This is a genomic window from Streptomyces sp. NPDC001843, assembly GCF_042891955.1.
GTDB lineage: Bacteria > Actinomycetota > Actinomycetes > Streptomycetales > Streptomycetaceae > Streptomyces.
Map to the genome: position 1 here is coordinate 59,697 of NZ_JBIATQ010000001.1, position 19,356 is coordinate 79,052.

Sequence of the window (19,356 nt, forward strand, 5' to 3'; positions counted from 1 at the left end):
CTGACCGGCAAGGAGCTGCGTTCATGATTCCGCCCAGCACCGGCTTTCTCGGCCGGGGGTCCGGGGGATGCCCCCCGGGTAGGCACAGCCTGGAGCCGACCGGCAAGGAGCTGCGTTCATGACCATCGCGGGCACCTACACCCCCAAGCCCGGCGCCGCCCCTCTGCCCCGCATGATCGCGGCCCAGGCGGCGCTGGAGACCAGGATGCTGCTGCGCAACGGCGAGCAGCTGCTGCTGACGGTCGTGATCCCGACCCTGCTGCTGGTCCTCTTCAGCTCCGTCGACATCGTCGACACCGGCGCGGGCAAGGCCGTCGACTTCCTCGCCCCGGGCATCCTCGCACTCGCCGTGATGTCGACGGCGTTCACGGGGCAGGCGATCGCGACCGGCTTCGAGCGGCGCTACGGCGTACTCAAGCGGCTGGCCTCCTCCCCGCTGCCCCGCTGGGGTCTGATGGCCGCGAAGACGGCGTCCGTGCTGGTCACGGAGATCCTCCAGGTGATCCTGCTCACGGCGATCGCCTTCGCGCTGGGCTGGTCCCCGCGCGGCAACCCCGCCACCGTGCTGCTCCTGCTGGTCCTCGGCACGGCCGCCTTCTCCGGGCTGGGCCTGCTGATGGCGGGCACGCTGAAGGCGGAGGCCACGCTGGCGGCCGCCAACCTGGTCTTCCTGCTGCTGCTCGTCGGCGGCGGGGTGATCGTCCCGCTGGACAAGTACCCCTCCGGCGTCCGGGACGCGCTCGGGCTGCTGCCCGTCTCGGCGCTGTCCGACGGGCTGCGGGACGTGCTCCAGCACGGAGCCGGGGTGCCGTGGGGCGACCTGGGCATCCTGGGCGTGTGGGCGGTCGTGGGGCTGGCGGCGGCCGGAAAGCTGTTCCGGTGGGAGTGACCCTCGTGAACGCATGCACAAGCGGCGGCCTACGATGGTGTACGTGCCAAAGCTGAACCCCGCCGACGCCCAAGCGGCGCTGCGCAACCCGCTCTCCTTCATCGCCGCACGCTGGACGCCGAACCCGAGAACGGTCCAGCGGGCCGCGCTGGCCGCCCTCGTGATGTCGGTGGTCATCGTGGTCACCGGCGGTGCCGTGCGGCTGACCGGCTCGGGCCTGGGCTGCCCGACCTGGCCCACCTGCACCGACGACTCGCTCACCACGACCCGTGCGATGGGTTTTCACGGCATCGTCGAGTTCAGCAACCGCATGCTGACGTACGTACTGTGCGCGGCCGTCGGCTGGGCGATCATCGCCGCGCGCTCGCAGAAGCCGTGGCGGCGCAGCCTGACCCGGCTCGGGTGGGCCCAGTTCTGGCTCGTCATGGGCAACGCGGTGCTCGGCGGCATCGTGGTCCTGGTCGGCCTCAACCCGTACACGGTCGCCGCGCACTTCCTGCTCGCCTCGGCGCTCACCGCGGTCGCCACCGTGATGTGGCAGCGCACCCGCGAGGGCGACGGGGAGCCGCGCCCACTGGTCGGCAAGGCGGTGCAGCAGCTGGTCTGGTTCCTGGTCGCCGCGTCCGTCCTGCTCATCGCGGTCGGCACCGTGGTGACCGGGGCCGGCCCGCACGCGGGGGACTCCAGCGAGGTCGAGCGGATCCCGATCGACTGGGAGACCGTCGCCAAGCTGCACGCGGTGCTCGCCTGGATCGTGGTGACGCTGACCTTCGCCCTGTGGTTCGTACTGAGGGCGGTCGACGCGCCCAAGGGGCCGTCGGCCCGCACACGGGACCTGTTCCTGATCCTGCTCGGGCAGGGCGTCATCGGGTACGTCCAGTACTTCACGCATCTGCCCGAGGCCCTGGTCGGTCTGCACATGCTCGGTTCGTGCCTGGTGTGGATCGGTGTGCTGCGGGTGCTGCTGGCGCTGCGCGAACGGCCGGAGGCCGTGGCGGACGTGCCCGGTCCCACGGCCGAGGCGACGGTCGGCACACCCGCGTGACTCACCTGTACCCGGCGACCAGCTTGTCGATCGCCGGGCCCAGGTAGCCACGCGTCAGTTCCGCCCGTCGCGCCGTCCACTCCGGGGTGGACGGCGGCGCCGGAGGTCCGTACCGCCGGCGTGTGATGTCCTCCACCACATCCCCCGGCGCGCCGAGATCCGGCAGCAGGTCCAGGGCCTCCCGCTTCGAGATCAGCCGGCCGTCGCGCAGTGTGGCGGTCGCCCTCGCAAGGGTGAGCAGTCCCAGGTCCACCCAGATGTCCTGCCGCCACAGTCGGGCCCTGTTCACCGCGGGCCGCCAGTAGTCCCGCTGGTCCCGCACGACGAAGTCGGTGAGCTGACGGGCCGGTACGGGAGGCAGCAGCTCGGCCGGGGAGGCGCCGTGCAGCACCCGGCCGAAGGCGTGCAGCTCGCGGCGGGTGACGGGCGTGACCGGTCGCCGCGTCACGTTGTACGCCCAGGTCAGGTGCGGGCGCGCGGGGTCCGTCAGCGTGTCCGGCGCCAGATAGCTGCAGTGCAGCTTGGCCGCCAGCGGATCTGAGCGCAGGCGACGGTGCAGCGCGACGGTCCTCCGTACGGTGCCCAGCCCGACGGGTGCCGGCAGCACCGCGATCAGGTCCAGGTCGCTGCGGCCCTCCTGGTAGTCGCCCCCGGCGAGCGAGCCGTGCGCCCAGACGGCGACGGGACGCAGGACCGCCAGCGCGTCGAGGAACCGGTCGAGCAGGGCGCCGGTCGGTAACGGGTACGGATCATGGGTCGGCATCCCCCCAGTCTCTACAGCTCACCCCAGCCCGTAAACCCTGTGGGCGTTCCCCGCCGCCACCATCGCGGCCACCCGCTGCGCGTCCCCCAGTGACCAGGCGCCCTCGGCCACCCAGGTGCCCAGCACCCGGGCGAGGGACTCGCGGAACAGGCCGGCCGCCACGACGTGCAGTTCGGGCAGGCCGTGGGCGCCGCTGGAGAACAGGATCTTTCCGAAGGGGGCCAGTTCCAGGACCTCGGCGAGGATCGTCGCGGCCCGGGCGCCGGTGCGCACCAGGGCGGCGCCGGAGTCGGCGTAGACGTGCGGGAAGACGCCGGCGAGGTGGGCGGCGTGACGGTGGTACGGGTAGCCGTGCAGCAGGACGAGGTCGGTGCCGAGGCCCGCGGTGGCCCGTGCGAAGTCGGTCAGCAGGGCCGGGTCGGTGCGGTCGACCCGCACGCCCGGTTCCCCGAGCCCCGCGTGCAGTTGGAGCGGCAGGCCCGAGGCGACCGCGATCCACAGCAGGTGCCGCAGCAGCACCGGGTCGCTCAGCTCGCCGCCGACCCGCCGCCCGGCCAGCCAGCGGCCCGCCGCACCCCGCACCTCCCCCGGCCCGGGCGGCTCGGGCGCCAGCGACAGCCCGTGCCGGACGCCCGCCACCGAGGTGAAGGCGATGGCGTGCGCGGCGGCGCCGTGCACCGACTCGGCGAGGTTGGCGAGGAACGACTCGACGGTGCCGGAGGTGTCCGCGACCTGCTCGGCGAGGAGTTCCAGGCGGACGATCTCGCGGGCGTCGGCGTCGCCCGCCGACGCCATCTCGGCGGGCCCGGTCAGGTCGCCCGGCAGGCCGGTGTCGACCAGGTAGGTGGTGATGCCGCTGCCGCTCAGCAGGCGGCGGCCGACCTCCAGTACACCCAGTTCACGGCGCCGGGCGAGATAGCGCGCGGGCGGACAGTGCGGTTCCAGGCCGAGCAGCGGGGGGCACCAGCGGCGGACGGCGAACCCGGTCTGTGTGTCGAAGAGGGTGGTGCCGGGCGCGGGCGGCCCCTCGGTGCGGGCCAGCTGGGCCTCGAACGTGCCGAGTCCCAGCTCCGTGCGCAGGACGCCGTGGCAGTACTGGTCCACCAGCGACGGCGTTTCGATCATCCGGGCTCTCCGTGACTGGGCCTCGTCCTCCTTGAGGTCCTAACGGGTGAACCCGGTGTGAGGTGTTGCTACGAGTTGCTCGGCCCGCCCACCTGGATCCCGGCCATGCGCGCCCACTCGTACCGGCCGGTCTTCACCTTGCCGGCGAACTCGCCGTCGAACGCCTCGTGGACGGTGATGCCGGCCTTGTGCACGGCCTGCTCGGCGATGGGCCGGCTGGGCGCCACCAGGTCGCCCCAGCCGCCGTCCTCGCCGACGAGCACGATCCGGGCGCCGCGCTCACCGATGTGGGCCACCTGCCCCTCGGCACCGCCGTGCGCCTTGGCGAAGGCGTCGATCTGCTTGGCGAGCTTCGCCACCTTGCGCTCTGCCTTGGGGTCAACCTGCTGCGTGTCTGCCATGACCAGGATGCTACCGACGGGTAGACCAAACGGCGACGGCCGGATTGCGTGGCCTTGACCACGCCGTGCCGACGGCGTTTCGGGGCAGGGGCGGATTCGACCGCGCGGGTCGGTGCCATCGGCGTCCGCAGCGCCGCCGCGGCCCGGCGGAGCCGTCGCCCCACAGGCCTCGGAGAGGCGCGCGGGCGACGGCACTCAGGTGGGCGGCGGCTGCCGGTGGCGGACCGCACCGGCCCGGTCGCCGCCGCCGTACTCGCGTGGCCACCGCCCGGCTTCCGAGCTGCGGGGCCGGGCGCGGGGGCCGACGGCGCAGGGCGGGCGTCCGCCGCCCTCGTCCGGCACCGCCGACAGGCGTCACCGCAAGAAGGGGTCCACCGCGATCGCCAGGAACAGGATCGAGACGTAGGTGATCGACCAGTGGAACAGGCGCATCTCCTTGAGCTTCGCGCCCGTCACCTCGGCCTTGGCGCGGTTCTGCAGCGCGTGCGCCTCCCACAGCCAGAAGCCGCCCGCGACCAGCGCGACCGCCGTGTAGAACCAGCCCGTGTAACCGAGCGGCGTCAGCAGCAGCGAGACGGCGACCATGACCCAGCTGTAGAGGACGATCTGCTTGGCGACGACCTTGTTGGAGGCGACGACCGGCAGCATCGGCACGCCCACGCGCGCGTAGTCCTCCTTGACCTTCATGGACAGCGGCCAGTAGTGCGGCGGCGTCCAGAAGAACATGACGAGGAAGAGGATGACGGGCGCCCACGACATCGAGTTCGTGACGGAGGACCAGCCGATCAGCACCGGCATGCAGCCCGCGATGCCGCCCCAGACGATGTTCTGCGACGTACGCCGCTTGAGGATCATCGTGTAGACGACGACGTAGAAGAGCAGCGCTCCGAGCGACAGCCAGGCGGACAGCCAGTTGACGGTGAAACCGAACAGCAGTGTCGAGACGACCGCCAGCGAGATGCCGAAGGCGAGGCACTCACGGGGGCTGACCATGCCGGTGACCAGCGGGCGCTGCGACGTCCGGTCCATGAGCGCGTCGATGTCGCGGTCTATGTACATGTTCAGCGCGTTGGCGCCGCCCGCGGAGAGGTACCCGCCGAAGCAGGTCAGCAGCACGAGACCCAGGTCCGGCACGCCCTGCTGCGCCAGGAACATCACCGGAACGGTGGTGATGAGCAGCAGCTCGATGATCCGAGGCTTGGTCAAAGCCACGAACGCCTTGACACGGGCCCCGAACGGCCGGTGAATCGGGCTCTCGCTCGCCCCCAGCACCCCGGCTGGACGGGATTCGACGGCCGTCACGCACACCCCTGACAGAGACATCCCAGCGAGCCCCCCGGTGGTGAACAGCGGTGAGGGCTCGCGCGTACCACGCCACTTTAGACGTTGCCCAGACCCGGACATTCGCGGGGGTGGGTTCGTGTTCGCAAGGGGCATCCGGTGTACGTACCGCTACTCGATTGAGCAGTCAGATGAGCGGCTGCGTATTCATGTGCCCGATGCCGTTCCGGCCAGTCGGCGGGCGGATCGCCACCCGGCCCGGCAGTCTGGAACGGTCGAAAAAACGCACGTACTCACAGGGGTAGGCTCGACAGCGGCCGGTGGGCATCCAGTGCACCGGCAGCCGGTGGGCGCGCGCCCAGATCACCGGTATTCGATCATGTGGAGAGGAGCCCTGACTCAGGGTGAGCACCAAGCCGACCACAACAGACCTCGAGTGGACCGAGTTGGACCAGCGGGCCGTCGACACCGCTCGTGTCCTCGCCGCCGACGCCGTACAGAAGGTCGGCAACGGCCATCCCGGTACGGCCATGAGCCTGGCGCCCGCCGCGTACACCCTCTTCCAGAAGGTGATGCGGCACGACCCCGCCGACCCCGACTGGGTGGCGCGCGACCGCTTCGTGCTGTCCGCCGGCCATTCGTCCCTGACCCTCTACACACAGCTCTTCCTGGCCGGCTTCGGCCTGGAACTGGAGGACCTGGAGTCCTTCCGCACCTGGGGCTCGAAGACGCCGGGCCACCCGGAGTACGGGCACACCAGGGGCGTCGAGACGACGACCGGCCCGCTCGGCCAGGGCGTCGCCAACGCGGTGGGCATGGCGATGGCCGCCCGCTACGAGCGCGGCCTGTTCGACCCGGAGACCCCGCAGGGCGAGTCCCCCTTCGACCACTTCATCTACTGCATCGCCGGTGACGGCTGCCTCCAGGAGGGCATCTCCGCCGAGGCGTCCTCGCTGGCCGGCCACCAGAAGCTCGGCAACCTGGTCCTGCTGTGGGACGACAACCACATCTCGATCGAGGGTGACACCGAGACGGCCGTCTCCGAGGACACCGTCAAGCGGTACGAGGCCTACGGCTGGCACGTGCAGCGCGTCGCCCCCAAGCCCGACGGCGACCTGGACCCGCACGCGATCTACAACGCGATCGAGGAAGCCAAGAAGGTCACGGACCGCCCGTCCTTCATCGCGATGCGCTCGATCATCGCCTGGCCCGCCCCGAACGCGCAGAACACCGAGGCCGCCCACGGTTCGGCGCTCGGCGACGACGAGGTCGCGGCCACCAAGCGCGTCCTCGGCTTCGACCCCGAGAAGAGCTTCGAGGTCGCCGACGAGGTCCTCGCGCACACCCGCAAGGCCCTCGACCGGGGCCGCGAGTTCAAGGCGGAGTGGGAGAAGTCGTTCCAGCTGTGGCGTGAGAACAACGCCGAGCGCGCCGCCGACTTCGACCGTATCGCCGCGGGTGAGCTGCCCACCGGCTGGGAGGAGAAGCTCCCGGTCTTCGAGCCCGGCAAGGGCGTCGCGACGCGTGCCGCGTCCGGCAAGGTGCTGCAGGCGCTCGGCGCGGTCATCCCCGAACTGTGGGGCGGCTCCGCGGACCTGGCCGGGTCGAACAACACGACCATCGACAAGGACAGCTCCTTCCTCCCCGAGGGCAACCCGCTGCCGGAGGCGAGCCCCTACGGCCGCACGATCCACTTCGGCATCCGCGAGCACTCCATGGCCGCGGAGATGAACGGCATCGCCCTGCACGGCAACACCCGCATCTACGGCGGCACCTTCCTGGTGTTCTCCGACTACATGCGCAACGCCGTTCGCCTGTCGGCCCTGATGCACCTGCCGGTGACGTACGTGTGGACGCACGACTCCATCGGCCTCGGCGAGGACGGCCCCACCCACCAGCCGATCGAGCACCTGGCCTCGCTGCGCGCCATCCCGGGTCTGAACGTGGTGCGTCCGGCGGACGCCAACGAGACCGCGATCGCCTGGCGCGAGATCCTGCGGCGCTGGACCAAGGAGTTCGGCAAGGGCCAGCCGCACGGTCTGGCGCTGACCCGCCAGGGCGTGCCGGTGTACGAGCCCAACGACGATGCGGCGCGCGGCGGTTACGTCCTGTTCGAGGCCGACGGCGGCGAGGCTCAGGTCGCGCTGATCGCCACCGGCTCCGAGGTGCACGTCGCCGTCGAGGCGCGCGAGCAGCTTCAGGCCGAGGGGATCCCCACGCGGGTGGTGTCCATGCCGTCCGTGGAGTGGTTCGAGCAGCAGGACCAGGGGTACCGGGACAGCGTCCTGCCCCCGTCCCTGAAGGCACGTGTAGCGGTGGAAGCCGGTATCGGTCTGACCTGGCACAAGTACGTCGGGGACGCCGGTCGCATCGTTTCCCTGGAGCACTTCGGTGCTTCGGCCGACGGCAAGGTCCTCTTCCGCGAGTTCGGCTTCACTGCCGAGAACGTGGCCGCCAAGGCCCGGGAATCCCTCGCTGCCGCCCAGCGCTGACGCTCATATACGACCTGTAGGAGATGTAATTCCATGACAGACGCACTCAAGCGCCTCTCCGAAGAAGGCGTCGCGATCTGGCTGGACGACCTGTCGCGCAAGCGGATCACGTCCGGCAACCTCGCCGAGCTGATCGACCAGCAGCACGTCGTGGGCGTCACCACCAACCCGACGATCTTCCAGAAGGCGATCTCGCAGGGCGACGGCTACGACCAGCAGCTCTCGGACCTCGCCGCCCGCAAGGTCACCGTCGAAGAGGCCATCCGCATGATCACCACGGCGGACGTCCGCGACGCCGCCGACATCCTGCGCCCGGTCTTCGACGCCACCGGCGGCCAGGACGGCCGGGTCTCCATCGAGGTGGACCCGCGCCTGGCGCACAACGAGAAGGCGACCGTCGCCGAGGCCCGGCAGCTGGCCTGGCTGGTAGACCGCCCGAACACGCTGATCAAGATCCCGGCCACCATGGCGGGCGTCCCGGCGATCAGCGACACCATCGGCAACGGCATCAGCGTCAACGTCACGCTGATCTTCTCGCTCGAGCGCTACCGGGCCGTCATGGACTCGTACCTCTCGGGCCTGGAGAAGGCCAAGGAGCGCGGCCTGGACCTGTCGAAGATCCACTCCGTGGCGTCCTTCTTCGTCTCCCGCGTGGACACCGAGATCGACAAGCGGCTGGACGCGCTGGGCACCGACGAGGCCAAGGCGCTGCGCGGCAAGGCCGCCGTCGCCAACGCGCGCCTCGCCTACCAGGCGTACGAGGAGGTCTTCTCCTCCGACCGCTGGGCCGCGCTGGAGCGGGCGGGCGCCAACAAGCAGCGTCCGCTGTGGGCGTCGACCGGCGTGAAGGACCCGGCGTACCAGGACACCATGTACGTCACCGACCTGGTGGCGCCGAACACGGTGAACACCATGCCGGAGGCCACGCTGGAGGCCGTCGAGGACCACGGCGAGATCACCGGCAACACCGTCGCCGGCACCTACGAGCAGGCGCGCGCCGACCTGGACGCGCTCGAGAAGCTCGGGATCGCGTACGACGACGTGGTCCAGGTGCTGGAGGACGAGGGCGTCGAGAAGTTCGAGGCGTCCTGGAACGACCTGCTCAAGTCGACGGAGGCGGAGCTGCAGCGCCTCGCTCCTTCGGAGGGCTGAATTGTCCCCGTCTTCAGGCTCTTCCGGCTCGGGCGGTTTCGGGGCGAACCCGCTTCGTGACCCCGCCGACCGACGGCTCCCGCGTATCGCGGGGCCGTCGGGCCTGGTCATCTTCGGCGTCACCGGCGACCTGTCCCGCAAGAAGCTGATGCCCGCGGTGTACGACCTCGCCAACCGGGGTCTGCTGCCCCCGGGCTTCTCGCTGGTGGGCTTCGCCCGCCGGGAGTGGGAGCACGAGGACTTCGCGGCCGAGGTCCACGACGCCGTCAAGGCGCACGCCCGGACCCCGTTCCGCGAGGAGGTCTGGCAGCAGCTCATCCAGGGGATGCGCTTCGTCCAGGGCACCTTCGACGACGACGACGCCTTCGAGCGGCTGCGCGGCACGATCGAGGAGCTGGACAAGGCGCAGGGCACGGGCGGCAACTTCGCCTTCTACCTGTCGGTGCCGCCGCGTTCCTTCCCGGTGGTCATCCAGCAGCTCAAGAAGCACGGGCTGGCCGACCAGTCCGGCGGTTCCTGGCGGCGCGCGGTCATCGAGAAGCCGTTCGGTCACGACCTGAAGTCGGCCGAGGAGCTGAACCGGGTCGTGCACGAGGTGTTCGAGCCGGACCAGGTGTTCCGGATCGACCACTACCTCGGCAAGGAGACCGTCCAGAACATCCTGGCGCTGCGCTTCGCCAACACCATGTTCGAGCCGATCTGGAACCGGTCCTTCGTGGACCATGTGCAGATCACCATGGCCGAGGACATCGGCATCGGCGGCCGGGCCGGCTACTACGACGGCATCGGCGCCGCCCGTGACGTCATCCAGAACCACCTGCTCCAGCTGATGGCGCTGACGGCCATGGAGGAGCCCGCCTCCTTCGACGCGGACGCGCTCGCCGCGGAGAAGACCAAGGTGCTCGGCGCGGTACGGCTGCCGAAGGACCTGGGCAGCGCCACCGTGCGCGGACAGTACGCGGCCGGCTGGCAGGGCGGCGAGAAGGTCATCGGCTACCTCGAAGAGGACGGCATCGACGCCAAGTCGAAGACCGACACGTACGCCGCGATCAAGCTGGAGGTGGACAACCGCCGCTGGGCGGGCGTCCCCTTCTATCTGCGCACCGGCAAGCGGCTGGGCCGCCGGGTCACCGAGATCGCGGTGGTCTTCCAGCGGGCCCCGCACTCCCCCTTCGACCACACGGCGACCGAGGAGCTGGGCTCGAACGCGGTCGTCATCCGTGTCCAGCCCGACGAGGGCATCACGGTCCGGTTCGGTTCGAAGGTGCCGGGCACCTCGATGGAGATCCGGGACGTGTCCATGGACTTCGCCTACGGCGAGTCCTTCACGGAGTCCAGCCCGGAGGCGTACGAGCGGCTCATCCTGGACGTGCTGCTGGGCGACGCCAACCTCTTCCCGCGGACGGAGGAGGTCGAGCTGTCCTGGAAGATCCTCGACCCGATCGAGGAGTACTGGGACAAGAACGGCAGGCCCGCACAGTACCCGTCGGGCACGTGGGGTCCCGCGGAGGCCGACGAGATGCTTGCACGAGACGGACGGAGCTGGCGCCGGCCATGAAGATAGACCTCACGGACACCACGGCCGGCAAGATCAACAAGGCGCTGGTGCAGGGCCGCCGGGCCATCGGCACGCCCGCCGTGGGCATGGTGCTCACCCTGGTCATCGTCACCGACGAGGAGAACGCCTACGACGCGCTGAAGGCCGCCAGCGACGCCTCGCACGAGCATCCCTCGCGCACGCTGCTGGTCATCAAGCGAGTCTCCCGCTCCCCCCGCGACCGCACGCAGTCCCGGCTGGACGCCGAGGTGCGGGTGGGCGCGGAGGCGGGCTCCGGCGAGACGGTGGTGCTGCGGCTGCACGGCGAGGTCTCCGACCACGCCGACTCCGTGGTGCTGCCGCTGCTGCTGCCGGACGCCCCGGTGGTCGTCTGGTGGCCGGTGAACGCCCCGCTGGACCCGGCCAGCGACCCGCTGGGCGCGCTCGCCCAGCGCCGGGTCACCGACACCTACGCCGCCGAGCAGCCGGTACGGGAGCTGTCCGCCCGCGCCGGCGCCTACACGCCCGGTGACACGGACCTGTCCTGGACCCGGATCACGCCCTGGCGTTCGATGCTGGCCGCGGCCCTCGACCAGGTCGTGTGCGAGGTCAAGGCCGTCGAGGTGGAGGGCGAGGAGTTCAACCCGAGCTGCGAGCTGCTGGCGATGTGGCTCGCGGACCGGCTGGACGTCCCCGTCAGGCGTTCCCTGTCCTCCGGTCCGGGGCTCACGGCGGTCCGGATGGAGACCAGCAACGGCCCGATAACGCTGGACCGCGCGGACGGTTCGCTGGCCACGCTGTCCATCCAGGGCCAGCCGGACCGCGCGGTGGCGCTGAAGCGGCGTGACACGGCCGAGCTGATCGCGGAGGAACTGCGGCGGCTCGACCCGGACGACACGTACGCGTCGGCGCTGCGCTACGGGGTCGAGCGGCTGGGATCTCCGTGGAGCGGTTCCCCGGCCGGGGAACCCGCCGCCAAAGGAGGCGAAGCCTCCGGCAAAGGAGCAGGAGCGGAAGGAGCAGGGGAACGGCTCGGGGTCGAGGCCCCTGTCGAAACGGCTGCGAAAGCTCCCGCGAAGGACGCGGCGGCGCAGGCCCCGGTGAAGCAGGAGCCCACGAAGAAGGCGGCGGCGAAGTGAGCACCCCGCAGCTGGTCGTGCACCACGACAAGGAACTGATGGCGCAGGCCGCCGCGGCCCGGCTGATCACCAAGATCGTGGACGCGCAGTCCTCGCGGGGCTCCGCGTCCGTGGTGCTCACCGGCGGCCGCAACGGCAACGGTCTGCTGGCGGCGCTGGCCTCGGCCCCGGCCCGGGACGCCGTCGACTGGGCCCGGCTGGACCTGTGGTGGGGCGACGAGCGCTTCCTGCCGGAGGGCGACCCGGAGCGCAATGTCACCCAGGCCCGCGAGGCGCTGCTCGACTCGGTGCCGCTGGACCCGGAGCGCGTGCACGCCATGCCCGCCTCGGACGGTCCGCACGGTGCCGATGTGGACGCGGCGGCGGAGGCGTACGCGGCGGAGCTGGCCAAGGCGGCCGGACCGGAGAACCACGGCAGCGTCCCCGCCTTCGACGTCCTGATGCTGGGCGTCGGCCCGGACACCCATGTGGCCTCGCTCTTCCCCGAGCTGCCCGCGGTCCGGGAGACCGAGCGCATGGTGGTCGGCGTGCACGGCGCCCCCAAGCCCCCGCCGACCAGGGTCACCCTGACCCTGCCGGCGATCCGGGCGGCGCGGGAGGTCTGGCTGCTGGCGGCGGGCGAGGACAAGGCGCAGGCCGCGGCGATCGCCCTCTCGGGCGCGGGCGAGATCCAGGCCCCGGCCGCGGGTGTCTACGGCCGTTCCCGCACCCTGTGGCTGCTGGACTCGGCGGCGGCCTCCCGGCTGCCGCGGTCGCTGTATCCACCGGCTTCGCCGTGAGACGGCGATGAGAGAAGGGGCGGCGCGGGGATTCCCCACGCCGCCCTTTTTCTTGGGCCCCTACTTCACCGACCCGGCCATCACGCCCTGCACGAAGTGCCGCTGGAAGGCGAAGAACACCACCACCGGCACGATCAGCGACAGGAACGCGCCGGGAGCGAGCACGTCGATGTTGCTGCCGAACTGGCGGATCTGGGACTGGAGTTCCACGGTGAGCGGCTGGGAGGAGCTGTCGGCGAACAGCAGGGCCACCAACATGTCGTTCCAGACCCACAGGAACTGGAAGATGGCGAGACTGGCGATGGCCGGCCGGCCGACGGGCAGGACGAGACGGGTGAAGATGCGCCACTCACTGCCGCCGTCCATGCGGGCGGCCTCCAGCATCTCCTTGGGCATCTCGGCGAAGTAGTTGCGCAGCAGGAACACCGCGAACGGCAGTCCGTAGGCGACGTGGAAGAGGACGACGCCGGGAATCGTGCCGAACAGGCCCAGCTGACCGAAGAGTTTGGCGACCGGGAGCAGACCGATCTGCACGGGCACCACCAGCAGGGCCACGACGAGCAGGAAGACGGGCTCGCGTCCGGGGAAGTCCAGCCAGGCGAAGGCGTATCCGGCGAGGGACGCGATGACGACGACGAGGAGCGTCGCCGGCACCGAGATCAGCACCGTGTTCCAGAACGCCTGGGTCATCCCGGAGTTCTTCAGCAGCGCCGAGTAGTTGTCGAAGGACAGCTGCCCGGGGCTGGCCAGTGCGGTCCACCAGCCGCCCTTGGCGGTGTCCTGCGCCGACCGCAGCGAGGAGAGGAACAGCCCCGCCAGCGGCGTCAGCCAGACCAGGCCGATCACCACCAGGAAGGCCTGCACCAGCCCGTTTCCGAGGCCGCGCCTGACCGCGTTCATCGCTGACTCCTCATCGCTGACTCCTCATCGCTGACTCCTGCGGAAGCGGCGGACGTTGAAGACCATCGCGGGGACCACGAGCAGCAGCAGGAGCACGCCCAGCGCGCTGCCGAGGCCCTGGTTGTTGCCGCCGCCGAAGGACACCAGCCACATCTGGGTGGCCAGTACGGTGGCGTCCTCCTGCACCGGGCCGGGCGCGATGATGTAGACGAGGTCGAAGACCTTCATCACGTTGATCACGAGGGTCACGAAGACCACGGTGAGGACGGGGGCGAGCAGCGGGACGGTGATGCGGCGGAAGATCTGCCATTCGTTCGCGCCGTCCATCCGGGCCGCCTCCAGTGCGTCCCGGGGCAGGGTCGACAGGCCCGCGCCGATCAGCACCATCGCGAACCCGGTCCAGATCCACAGGTACGCGCCGATGATCGCGGGCGTGACGAGGGTCGGACCGAGCCAGGAGACGCCCTGGTAGGGCGGCGCGAAGTTCGACTCCGGCAGCTTCAGCGCGTACGAGCCCGTGTGCAGTCCCGGGAAGCGGAAGGAGCCGTCGGACGCGGTGGTGGTGCTCGCGACCGGCTTTCCGTCCCGCACCGCCTCGACCGTCATGCCGGGCAGCCCGCTCTCCCGTCGGTCGACCTTGCCCTGCGTGCCGCCGCCACCGGGGGTGAAGTCCAGGTAGACGACGCCGCGCAGTTCACCGGCGGCGGGCTTCTTCGCGGCCGCCGGGTAGGCGGGCGAGGCGCCCTTGGGCAAGTCCTTGGGGAGGACGCCGACCATGGGCAGCGTCACCAGGTCACCCGGGGACGCGCTCGCCTTCGTGGTGTACGAGCCGTCGTGGTCCTGGGTCAGGCCGTGTCCGAGCCGGGCCCGTGCCGTCGGGTAGGACGACGCGTCCTCGAAGGCGTCGTGCACGGAGACCACGGCGGCGTTGAGCACGCCCTTGCCGGGATCCTCGTCGTACGCGAGCCGGAAGATGATCCCGGCCGCGAGGAACGACACCGCCATCGGCATGAACAGCAGCAGCTTGAACGCCGTCGCCCAGCGGACCTTCTCCACCAGGACGGCCAGGATCAGGCCGAGTCCGGTCAGCAGGGCCGGGGCCACGACGACCCAGATGGTCGTGTTGCGGATGGCCGTGAGCGTGGCCGGGTCGCGGAACATCTCGGTGTAGTTGTCCGCGCCGACGAAACGGCTGCCGGAGGCGTCGAAGAAGCTGCGGCCGACGGAGAACAGCACCGGGTAGACGACGAGCGCGCCGAGCAGGAGCAGGGCGGGGAAGACGAAGAGCAGGGCGACGATCCGGCCGCGCCGCCGCGAGCGTCGTGCGCGTTCGGCGAGCGCGCCGGGCGGTGGCGGCGGGCTCGCCCCTTTCTTCCTCACGAGTGTGGTGGCGGTCATCGGCCGGCTCAGTCCTGGTAGGCCTTGGCCGCCGCGGCCTCGAGCTTCGCCGCGGTGCCCTTCGGGTCCGACGGGTCGCGCAGGAAGTCCTGTAGCAGCTTCCACTCCCCGACGCCCTTGGTGCCGCCGAAGGAGGCGGGTGCCTGGTCGGACATGTCGAAGCGGACCGAGTCACCGGCCGCGATCAGGGACTTGGCGGTGGCGCGGGTGACGTCGTCGCCGTAGGAGGCGAGGTCCAGCTTCTTGTTCGGGGACAGGAAGCCGCCCGCCTTCGCCCAGACCGCCGCGGCCTCGGGCGTGGCCAGGTACTCCAGGAGCTTCATGCCGGCCTTGGAGTTCTTGCCGTCCTTCAGCACCACGGCCGCGTCACCGCCGCTGACGACCGGCGCCTTGCCGCCGTCGACCGCCGGGAACGGGAAGAAGTTCGCGTCCTTGCCGATGGCCTTGCCGAACTGGTCGTGGGCGACGCCCGCGACGAAGTCGCCCTCGTAGACCATGCCCGCCTCGGGCTTGGGTCCGAACACCTTCTCCACCGAGCCCGGGAAGTCGGTGTTGAGGGCCTCCTTCTGGCCGCCCGCGATCAGCTGCTTGTCCTTGAACAGCTTGCCGAGCGTGCCGAGCGCCTTGACCACGCTCGCGTCGGTCCACTTCAGCTTGTGGGTGGCGAGGGCGTCGTACTTCTCGGGCCCGGCCTGGGAGAGGTAGATGTTCTCGAACCAGTCGGTGAGGGTCCAGCCGTCCTGTCCGGCGACCGCGAAGGCGGCGAGCCCTGAGTCGGAGACGGTGTGTCCGGCCTTCAGCATCGCGTCGTACGTCTTCGGCGGCTTCACCCCGGCCTGGCTGAGGGCGTCGGGGCTGTACCAGACGGTCGACTTGTGGGCGGCCTTGAAGTAGAGGCCGTACAGGCGGCCGTCGACACTGCCGTACTTCTTCCAGACGGGCGCGTAACCGGCGTCCACCGATTTCTCGGTGGTGGCGGACAGCGGCTTGAGCCAGCCCTTCTTCGCGAACTGCTGGAGCACGCCGACCTGCGGCACCATCACGACGTCGGGTGCGTTGCCGCCCTCGATCTTGCTGCCGACGACGGTGGAGACGTTGTCGCCGGTGGAGACGAACTGCGTCTTGGCGCCGGTCTTCGCGGTGAACGCGTCCAGGACCTTCTGGAAGTTCTTCTGCTCGCTGCCGGACCAGACACCGGCGACGGTGACGGTCTGGCCGCTGAGCGCCTTGTCGCCGCCGCCGGCGGAGACCGGGCCGCCGCCGCAGGCGGTCGCGCCGAGCGTCAGGACGAGGGCGGTGCAGCCGGTGAGCAGGGTGGTGCGTCGTCGCATCATCATTGATGTCCCTTCGGGGGGTGGGGAGGTGACGGGCGGGTCAGAGGTCGTTGATCCACCAGGCGGCCGTCGAGCCGGGGAGCACCCCGGCCGGGCAGGGGCCGCTGGACAGCAGGGGGGTGCCGGGGACCGGCGCGGGCGTGGGCGCCGTACCGAAGTTGACGGCGCACACGAGGCCGTCGCCGCGGACGAAGCCGAGGACGCCCGGCGGGGTCTCCAGCCAGCGCAGCGAGCCCTCGCCCAACTGGGGCAGCGCGGTGCGCAGTTGGAGGCCGTCGCGGTAGAGGTGCCAGAACGAGCGGGTGTCGGCGAGGGCGCGGTCGGTGGCGTACTCGGCGAAGTACTCGGGCTGCGGCAGCCACGGCTTGGCGCTCTCCGCCCCGGACGTGAAGCCGAACGGGGAGGCCTGCCCGGACCAGGGCAGTGGCACGCGGCAGCCGTCGCGGATACGGGCGCGGCTGCCGGTGCGCCGGAAGATCGGGTCGGTGAGCACGTCGTCGGGCAGGTCGACGACCTCGGGCAGGCCCAGTTCCTCGCCCTGGTAGATGTACGCCGCTCCGGGCAGCGCCAGCATCAGCAGGGCTGCGGCGCGGGCGCGGGCGGTGCCCAGGCCGCTGCCCTCGGTCGCGGGTTCTCCGTAGCGGGTGACGGTGCGGACCTGGTCGTGGTTGTTGAGGACCCAGGTGACCGTCGAACCGGTGCCCGCGATGTCGTCCATGGCCTCGGAGATGACCTTGCGGAAGGCGTCGGGGTCCCAGGGGGCGCTGAGCAGGTCGAAGAAGAAGGCCTGGTGGAGTTCGTCGGGGCGGACGTACTGGGCGTGTTCGCGGGCGCTGGGCACCGAGACCTCGCCGACGAGGAGGCGTTCGTGGCCGTCGCGGGCCGTGTACTCCTCGCACACCGACCGCCAGTGCCGCCACACGCCGTGCACCTCGGGCTGGTTCCAGGCGAGCGGGTTGACCGAGTCGCGGGTGCGGGCGTCGGCCTCGGGGTCGTCGGAGTCGGGGAGGTCCGGGTGCTTGAACAGTCCGGCGGCGACGTCGATACGGAAGCCGTCGACACCCCGGTCCAGCCAGAAGCGCAGCACGCGGTCGAACTCGGCGGGGACGTCGGGGTGGCGCCAGTTCCAGTCCGGCTGCTCGGGCGTGAACATGTGCAGGTACCACTGGCCGTCGCCGACCCTGGTCCAGGCCGGGCCGCCGAACATCGCATGCCAGTTGTTGGGCGGTTCGCCGCCGTCCGGGCCGCGGCCGTCGGCGAAGTGGAAGCGGGCGCGGGCCGGGCTGCCGGGCGCCGACGCGAGCGCCTCGCGGAACCACGGGTGCTCGCTGGAGCAGTGGTTGGGGACGATGTCGAGGAGCACCTTGACACCGAGCCGCCGGGCGGCCGCCATCAGCAGGTCGAACTCGGCGAGGTCGCCGAAGAGCGGGTCGACGTCGCAGTAGTCGGCGACGTCGTAGCCGTGGTCGTGCTGGGGCGAGGGGTAGAAGGGGCTCAGCCAGATCCCGTCGACGCCGAGCTTCTTCAGGTACGGCAGCCCGGCCCGGACGCCGGCCAGGTCGCCGACGCCGTCGCCGGTGCTGTCGAGGAAGCTGCGGACGTAGACCTGGTAGATCACCGCGTCACGCCACCAATGAAGCCTGTTCAACCCTGTGGCCTGTCTCTGTGAAGGGCAGCAGTTATGCATGCATGTTAGGTAGGCGTTTCACAGGGGTGTCAATGAAAAGAACAGAGACTCCCGAGGCAAGGGAGGCTGAAATCACGACTTATTCGGGCATCTCGCGCCCAGTTGAGATGTTCGCGTTACCTAACAGGTAACTATCGATGGGCGACGGCGTCGAGTTCCCGCGCCAGTCGCCGCACCGCCACCCCGGGCGTCTCCCGCCCGGTCAGCGCATCGTGCACCACCGCCTGCACCACCAGGCTGACCTGGTCGTAACGCGGGCTCTTGGGACGCGCCTTGGCGTCGCGCAGGGCGGTGCGCAGGGTCGGCAGGTACGGGAACTCCCGTACGAGCTCGGGGTCCTCGTACAGCGCAGCACGTACGGGCGGCAGCGCGCCACGGGTGAGGACCTCGCGCTGGACGGGCTCGCTGGTGAGGTACGCGATGAGACGCGCGGCGGAGTCGGGGTGCCGGGCATGTGTGTTCACGGCCAGGTTGGAGCCGCCGAGGACACTCTTGCCCGGCCCGTCCGGTCCGGGCAGCGGTACGGCGCCGATCTTCCCGGCGACCTTGGAGCCCCTGGCCGAGGCGACGGCGTACGCGTAGGGCCAGTTGCGCAGGAAGAGCAGACGGCCGTCCTGGAAGGCGTCCTTGGACTCCTCCTCCTTGTACGTCAGCGCCTGCTTCGGGATCCAGCCCTCACGGAAGCCGCGCGCCAGGAAACCGATGCCCTCGCGGGCGGCGGAGGAGTTCACGGTGACGCGTTCCCCCTCGTCGCCGAGGATGGTCCCGCCCGCCGAGTAGACGGCCTCGGCCGCGTTGACCGTGAGGCCCTCGTACGGCAGGAACTGGCCCGCGTAACCGCCGAGCCCGTACTTCGGTGCGATGGTCTTCGCGTCGTGTTCCAGCTCGGCCCAGGTGCGCGGCGGCGGCACGTCCTCCTTGTCCAGGATGTCCTTGCGGTACAGGAGCAGGCCGGCGTTGGTGACGTACGGGACGGCGTACAGCCGTCCGTTGTACCTGGCCGTGTCGACGACCGGGGGCAGGAAGGTGCCGAGGGGGAAGCGGTCCGCCGGCAGCGGCCGGATCCAGCCGGCGGCGGCGAACTCCGAGGTCCAGTTGACGTCGATGTTGAGCACGTCGAACCGGCTGCGGTCGCCGTCGCGCAGGTCGGTGGTCATCTGCGCGTGCGTCTCGTCGGCGGAGTCCGGCAGCTCGACCAGGCGGACCTTCTCCCCGGGGTGGGTGCGGTTCCAGCCCTGGAGCAGCGGGCCGAGATAGCCGGTGAGGTCCCCCGCGGTGGCCAGGGTGAGCGGGCCGCGGCCCCCGGTGCCGCCCTCGTCGGCGTGGGCGCCCGAGGTGATGTACCCGGTCATGACCACGACGAGGGCGAGAAGGACTCTACCGGCGGCGCTCGTCCACCGCATAGGTTCCTCCTTGCACACTGGCACCGCGGGC

Annotated in this window: 16 protein-coding genes; 7 read left to right on the top strand and 9 right to left on the bottom strand. The window is 70.8% G+C overall.

Translation table 11 applies throughout. The annotated features are described in order from the left end of the window. Positions 1-118: 118 nt before the first annotated feature. Both ACFYZQ_RS00280 and ACFYZQ_RS00285 read left to right on the top strand, forming a co-directional pair. Positions 119-889 carry an ABC transporter permease gene (locus tag ACFYZQ_RS00280; RefSeq protein ID WP_389139937.1) on the top strand — a complete coding sequence of 257 codons (771 nt, stop codon included), beginning with the start codon at positions 119-121 and terminating at the stop codon, positions 887-889. Between the two features lie 34 nt (positions 890-923). Continuing rightward, complete coding sequence (locus tag ACFYZQ_RS00285; RefSeq protein ID WP_389139940.1) at positions 924-1,934, top strand: heme A synthase; 1,011 nt, start codon at positions 924-926, stop codon at positions 1,932-1,934. Position 1,935: 1 nt separating this feature from the next. Here ACFYZQ_RS00285 and ACFYZQ_RS00290 read toward each other — a convergent pair whose 3' ends face one another. From ACFYZQ_RS00290 to ACFYZQ_RS00305, 4 genes are all read right to left on the bottom strand, one after another. Continuing rightward, positions 1,936-2,697: a nucleotidyltransferase gene (locus ACFYZQ_RS00290; protein WP_389139942.1), complete on the bottom strand. Its 762-nt coding sequence runs from the start codon at positions 2,695-2,697 to the stop codon at positions 1,936-1,938. 18 nt (positions 2,698-2,715) lie between these two features. Next, complete coding sequence (locus ACFYZQ_RS00295) at positions 2,716-3,822, bottom strand: amidohydrolase family protein (protein WP_389139944.1); 1,107 nt, start codon at positions 3,820-3,822, stop codon at positions 2,716-2,718. Between the two features lie 68 nt (positions 3,823-3,890). After that, positions 3,891-4,223 carry a hypothetical protein gene (locus tag ACFYZQ_RS00300; protein ID WP_389139947.1) on the bottom strand — a complete coding sequence of 111 codons (333 nt, stop codon included), beginning with the start codon at positions 4,221-4,223 and terminating at the stop codon, positions 3,891-3,893. A gap of 354 nt (positions 4,224-4,577) precedes the next feature. Continuing rightward, on the bottom strand, positions 4,578-5,531 hold the full coding sequence (locus ACFYZQ_RS00305; protein WP_389141817.1) for a heme o synthase: 954 nt from the start codon (positions 5,529-5,531) through the stop codon (positions 4,578-4,580). Positions 5,532-5,908: 377 nt separating this feature from the next. Here ACFYZQ_RS00305 and tkt point away from each other — a divergent pair, with 377 nt between their 5' ends. Genes tkt through pgl form a run of 5 tightly spaced genes read left to right on the top strand, consistent with a single transcriptional unit; the run spans position 5,909 to position 12,603 of the window. Next, positions 5,909-7,996: a transketolase gene (gene tkt / locus ACFYZQ_RS00310; RefSeq protein ID WP_389139950.1), complete on the top strand. Its 2,088-nt coding sequence runs from the start codon at positions 5,909-5,911 to the stop codon at positions 7,994-7,996. Positions 7,997-8,029: 33 nt separating this feature from the next. Beyond that, positions 8,030-9,148 carry a transaldolase gene (tal, locus tag ACFYZQ_RS00315; RefSeq protein WP_389139953.1) on the top strand — a complete coding sequence of 373 codons (1,119 nt, stop codon included), beginning with the start codon at positions 8,030-8,032 and terminating at the stop codon, positions 9,146-9,148. 1 nt (position 9,149) lies between these two features. Beyond that, a complete protein-coding gene (gene zwf, locus ACFYZQ_RS00320) occupies positions 9,150-10,706 on the top strand; it encodes a glucose-6-phosphate dehydrogenase (protein ID WP_389139957.1) in 1,557 nt (518 codons plus the stop codon). Beyond that, the gene (gene opcA / locus ACFYZQ_RS00325) at positions 10,703-11,824 is read left to right on the top strand and encodes a glucose-6-phosphate dehydrogenase assembly protein OpcA (protein ID WP_389139960.1); all 1,122 of its coding nucleotides are present in this window, start codon (positions 10,703-10,705) and stop codon (positions 11,822-11,824) included. Before zwf ends, opcA begins: the two co-directional genes overlap by 4 nt. Further along, on the top strand, positions 11,821-12,603 hold the full coding sequence (gene pgl / locus ACFYZQ_RS00330; RefSeq protein ID WP_389139963.1) for a 6-phosphogluconolactonase: 783 nt from the start codon (positions 11,821-11,823) through the stop codon (positions 12,601-12,603). Before opcA ends, pgl begins: the two co-directional genes overlap by 4 nt. Positions 12,604-12,663: 60 nt before the next feature. Here pgl and ACFYZQ_RS00335 read toward each other — a convergent pair whose 3' ends face one another. The 5 genes from ACFYZQ_RS00335 to ACFYZQ_RS00355 form a co-directional block, all read right to left on the bottom strand. Continuing rightward, a complete protein-coding gene (locus tag ACFYZQ_RS00335) occupies positions 12,664-13,503 on the bottom strand; it encodes a carbohydrate ABC transporter permease (protein WP_389139966.1) in 840 nt (279 codons plus the stop codon). A gap of 24 nt (positions 13,504-13,527) precedes the next feature. Beyond that, entirely contained in the window at positions 13,528-14,901 is a 1,374-nt protein-coding gene (locus ACFYZQ_RS00340; protein WP_389139968.1) for an ABC transporter permease subunit, read from the bottom strand. Positions 14,902-14,909: 8 nt separating this feature from the next. Continuing rightward, complete coding sequence (locus ACFYZQ_RS00345; RefSeq protein ID WP_389141819.1) at positions 14,910-16,235, bottom strand: ABC transporter substrate-binding protein; 1,326 nt, start codon at positions 16,233-16,235, stop codon at positions 14,910-14,912. A 40-nt stretch (positions 16,236-16,275) separates the two neighbouring features. Continuing rightward, the gene (locus tag ACFYZQ_RS00350; protein ID WP_389139971.1) at positions 16,276-17,922 is read right to left on the bottom strand and encodes a glycoside hydrolase family 13 protein; all 1,647 of its coding nucleotides are present in this window, start codon (positions 17,920-17,922) and stop codon (positions 16,276-16,278) included. Between the two features lie 131 nt (positions 17,923-18,053). Next, entirely contained in the window at positions 18,054-19,325 is a 1,272-nt protein-coding gene (locus ACFYZQ_RS00355) for an ABC transporter substrate-binding protein (protein WP_389139973.1), read from the bottom strand. Positions 19,326-19,356: the final 31 nt, after the last annotated feature.

What these genes read in the sequence shown, in the direction of transcription:
- ACFYZQ_RS00280 (WP_389139937.1), top strand. Translation starts at nt 119, where the DNA reads ATGACCATCGCGGGCACCTACACCCCCAAGCCCGGCGCCGCCCCTCTG.
- ACFYZQ_RS00285 (WP_389139940.1), top strand. Translation starts at nt 924, where the DNA reads ATGGTGTACGTGCCAAAGCTGAACCCCGCCGACGCCCAAGCGGCGCTG.
- ACFYZQ_RS00290 (WP_389139942.1), bottom strand. Translation starts at nt 2,697, where the DNA reads ATGCCGACCCATGATCCGTACCCGTTACCGACCGGCGCCCTGCTCGAC.
- ACFYZQ_RS00295 (WP_389139944.1), bottom strand. Translation starts at nt 3,822, where the DNA reads ATGATCGAAACGCCGTCGCTGGTGGACCAGTACTGCCACGGCGTCCTG.
- ACFYZQ_RS00300 (WP_389139947.1), bottom strand. Translation starts at nt 4,223, where the DNA reads ATGGCAGACACGCAGCAGGTTGACCCCAAGGCAGAGCGCAAGGTGGCG.
- tal (WP_389139953.1), top strand. Translation starts at nt 8,030, where the DNA reads ATGACAGACGCACTCAAGCGCCTCTCCGAAGAAGGCGTCGCGATCTGG.
- opcA (WP_389139960.1), top strand. Translation starts at nt 10,703, where the DNA reads ATGAAGATAGACCTCACGGACACCACGGCCGGCAAGATCAACAAGGCG.
- ACFYZQ_RS00335 (WP_389139966.1), bottom strand. Translation starts at nt 13,503, where the DNA reads ATGAACGCGGTCAGGCGCGGCCTCGGAAACGGGCTGGTGCAGGCCTTC.
- ACFYZQ_RS00340 (WP_389139968.1), bottom strand. Translation starts at nt 14,901, where the DNA reads ATGACCGCCACCACACTCGTGAGGAAGAAAGGGGCGAGCCCGCCGCCA.
- ACFYZQ_RS00345 (WP_389141819.1), bottom strand. Translation starts at nt 16,235, where the DNA reads ATGATGCGACGACGCACCACCCTGCTCACCGGCTGCACCGCCCTCGTC.
- ACFYZQ_RS00350 (WP_389139971.1), bottom strand. Translation starts at nt 17,922, where the DNA reads ATGCATAACTGCTGCCCTTCACAGAGACAGGCCACAGGGTTGAACAGG.
- ACFYZQ_RS00355 (WP_389139973.1), bottom strand. Translation starts at nt 19,325, where the DNA reads ATGCGGTGGACGAGCGCCGCCGGTAGAGTCCTTCTCGCCCTCGTCGTG.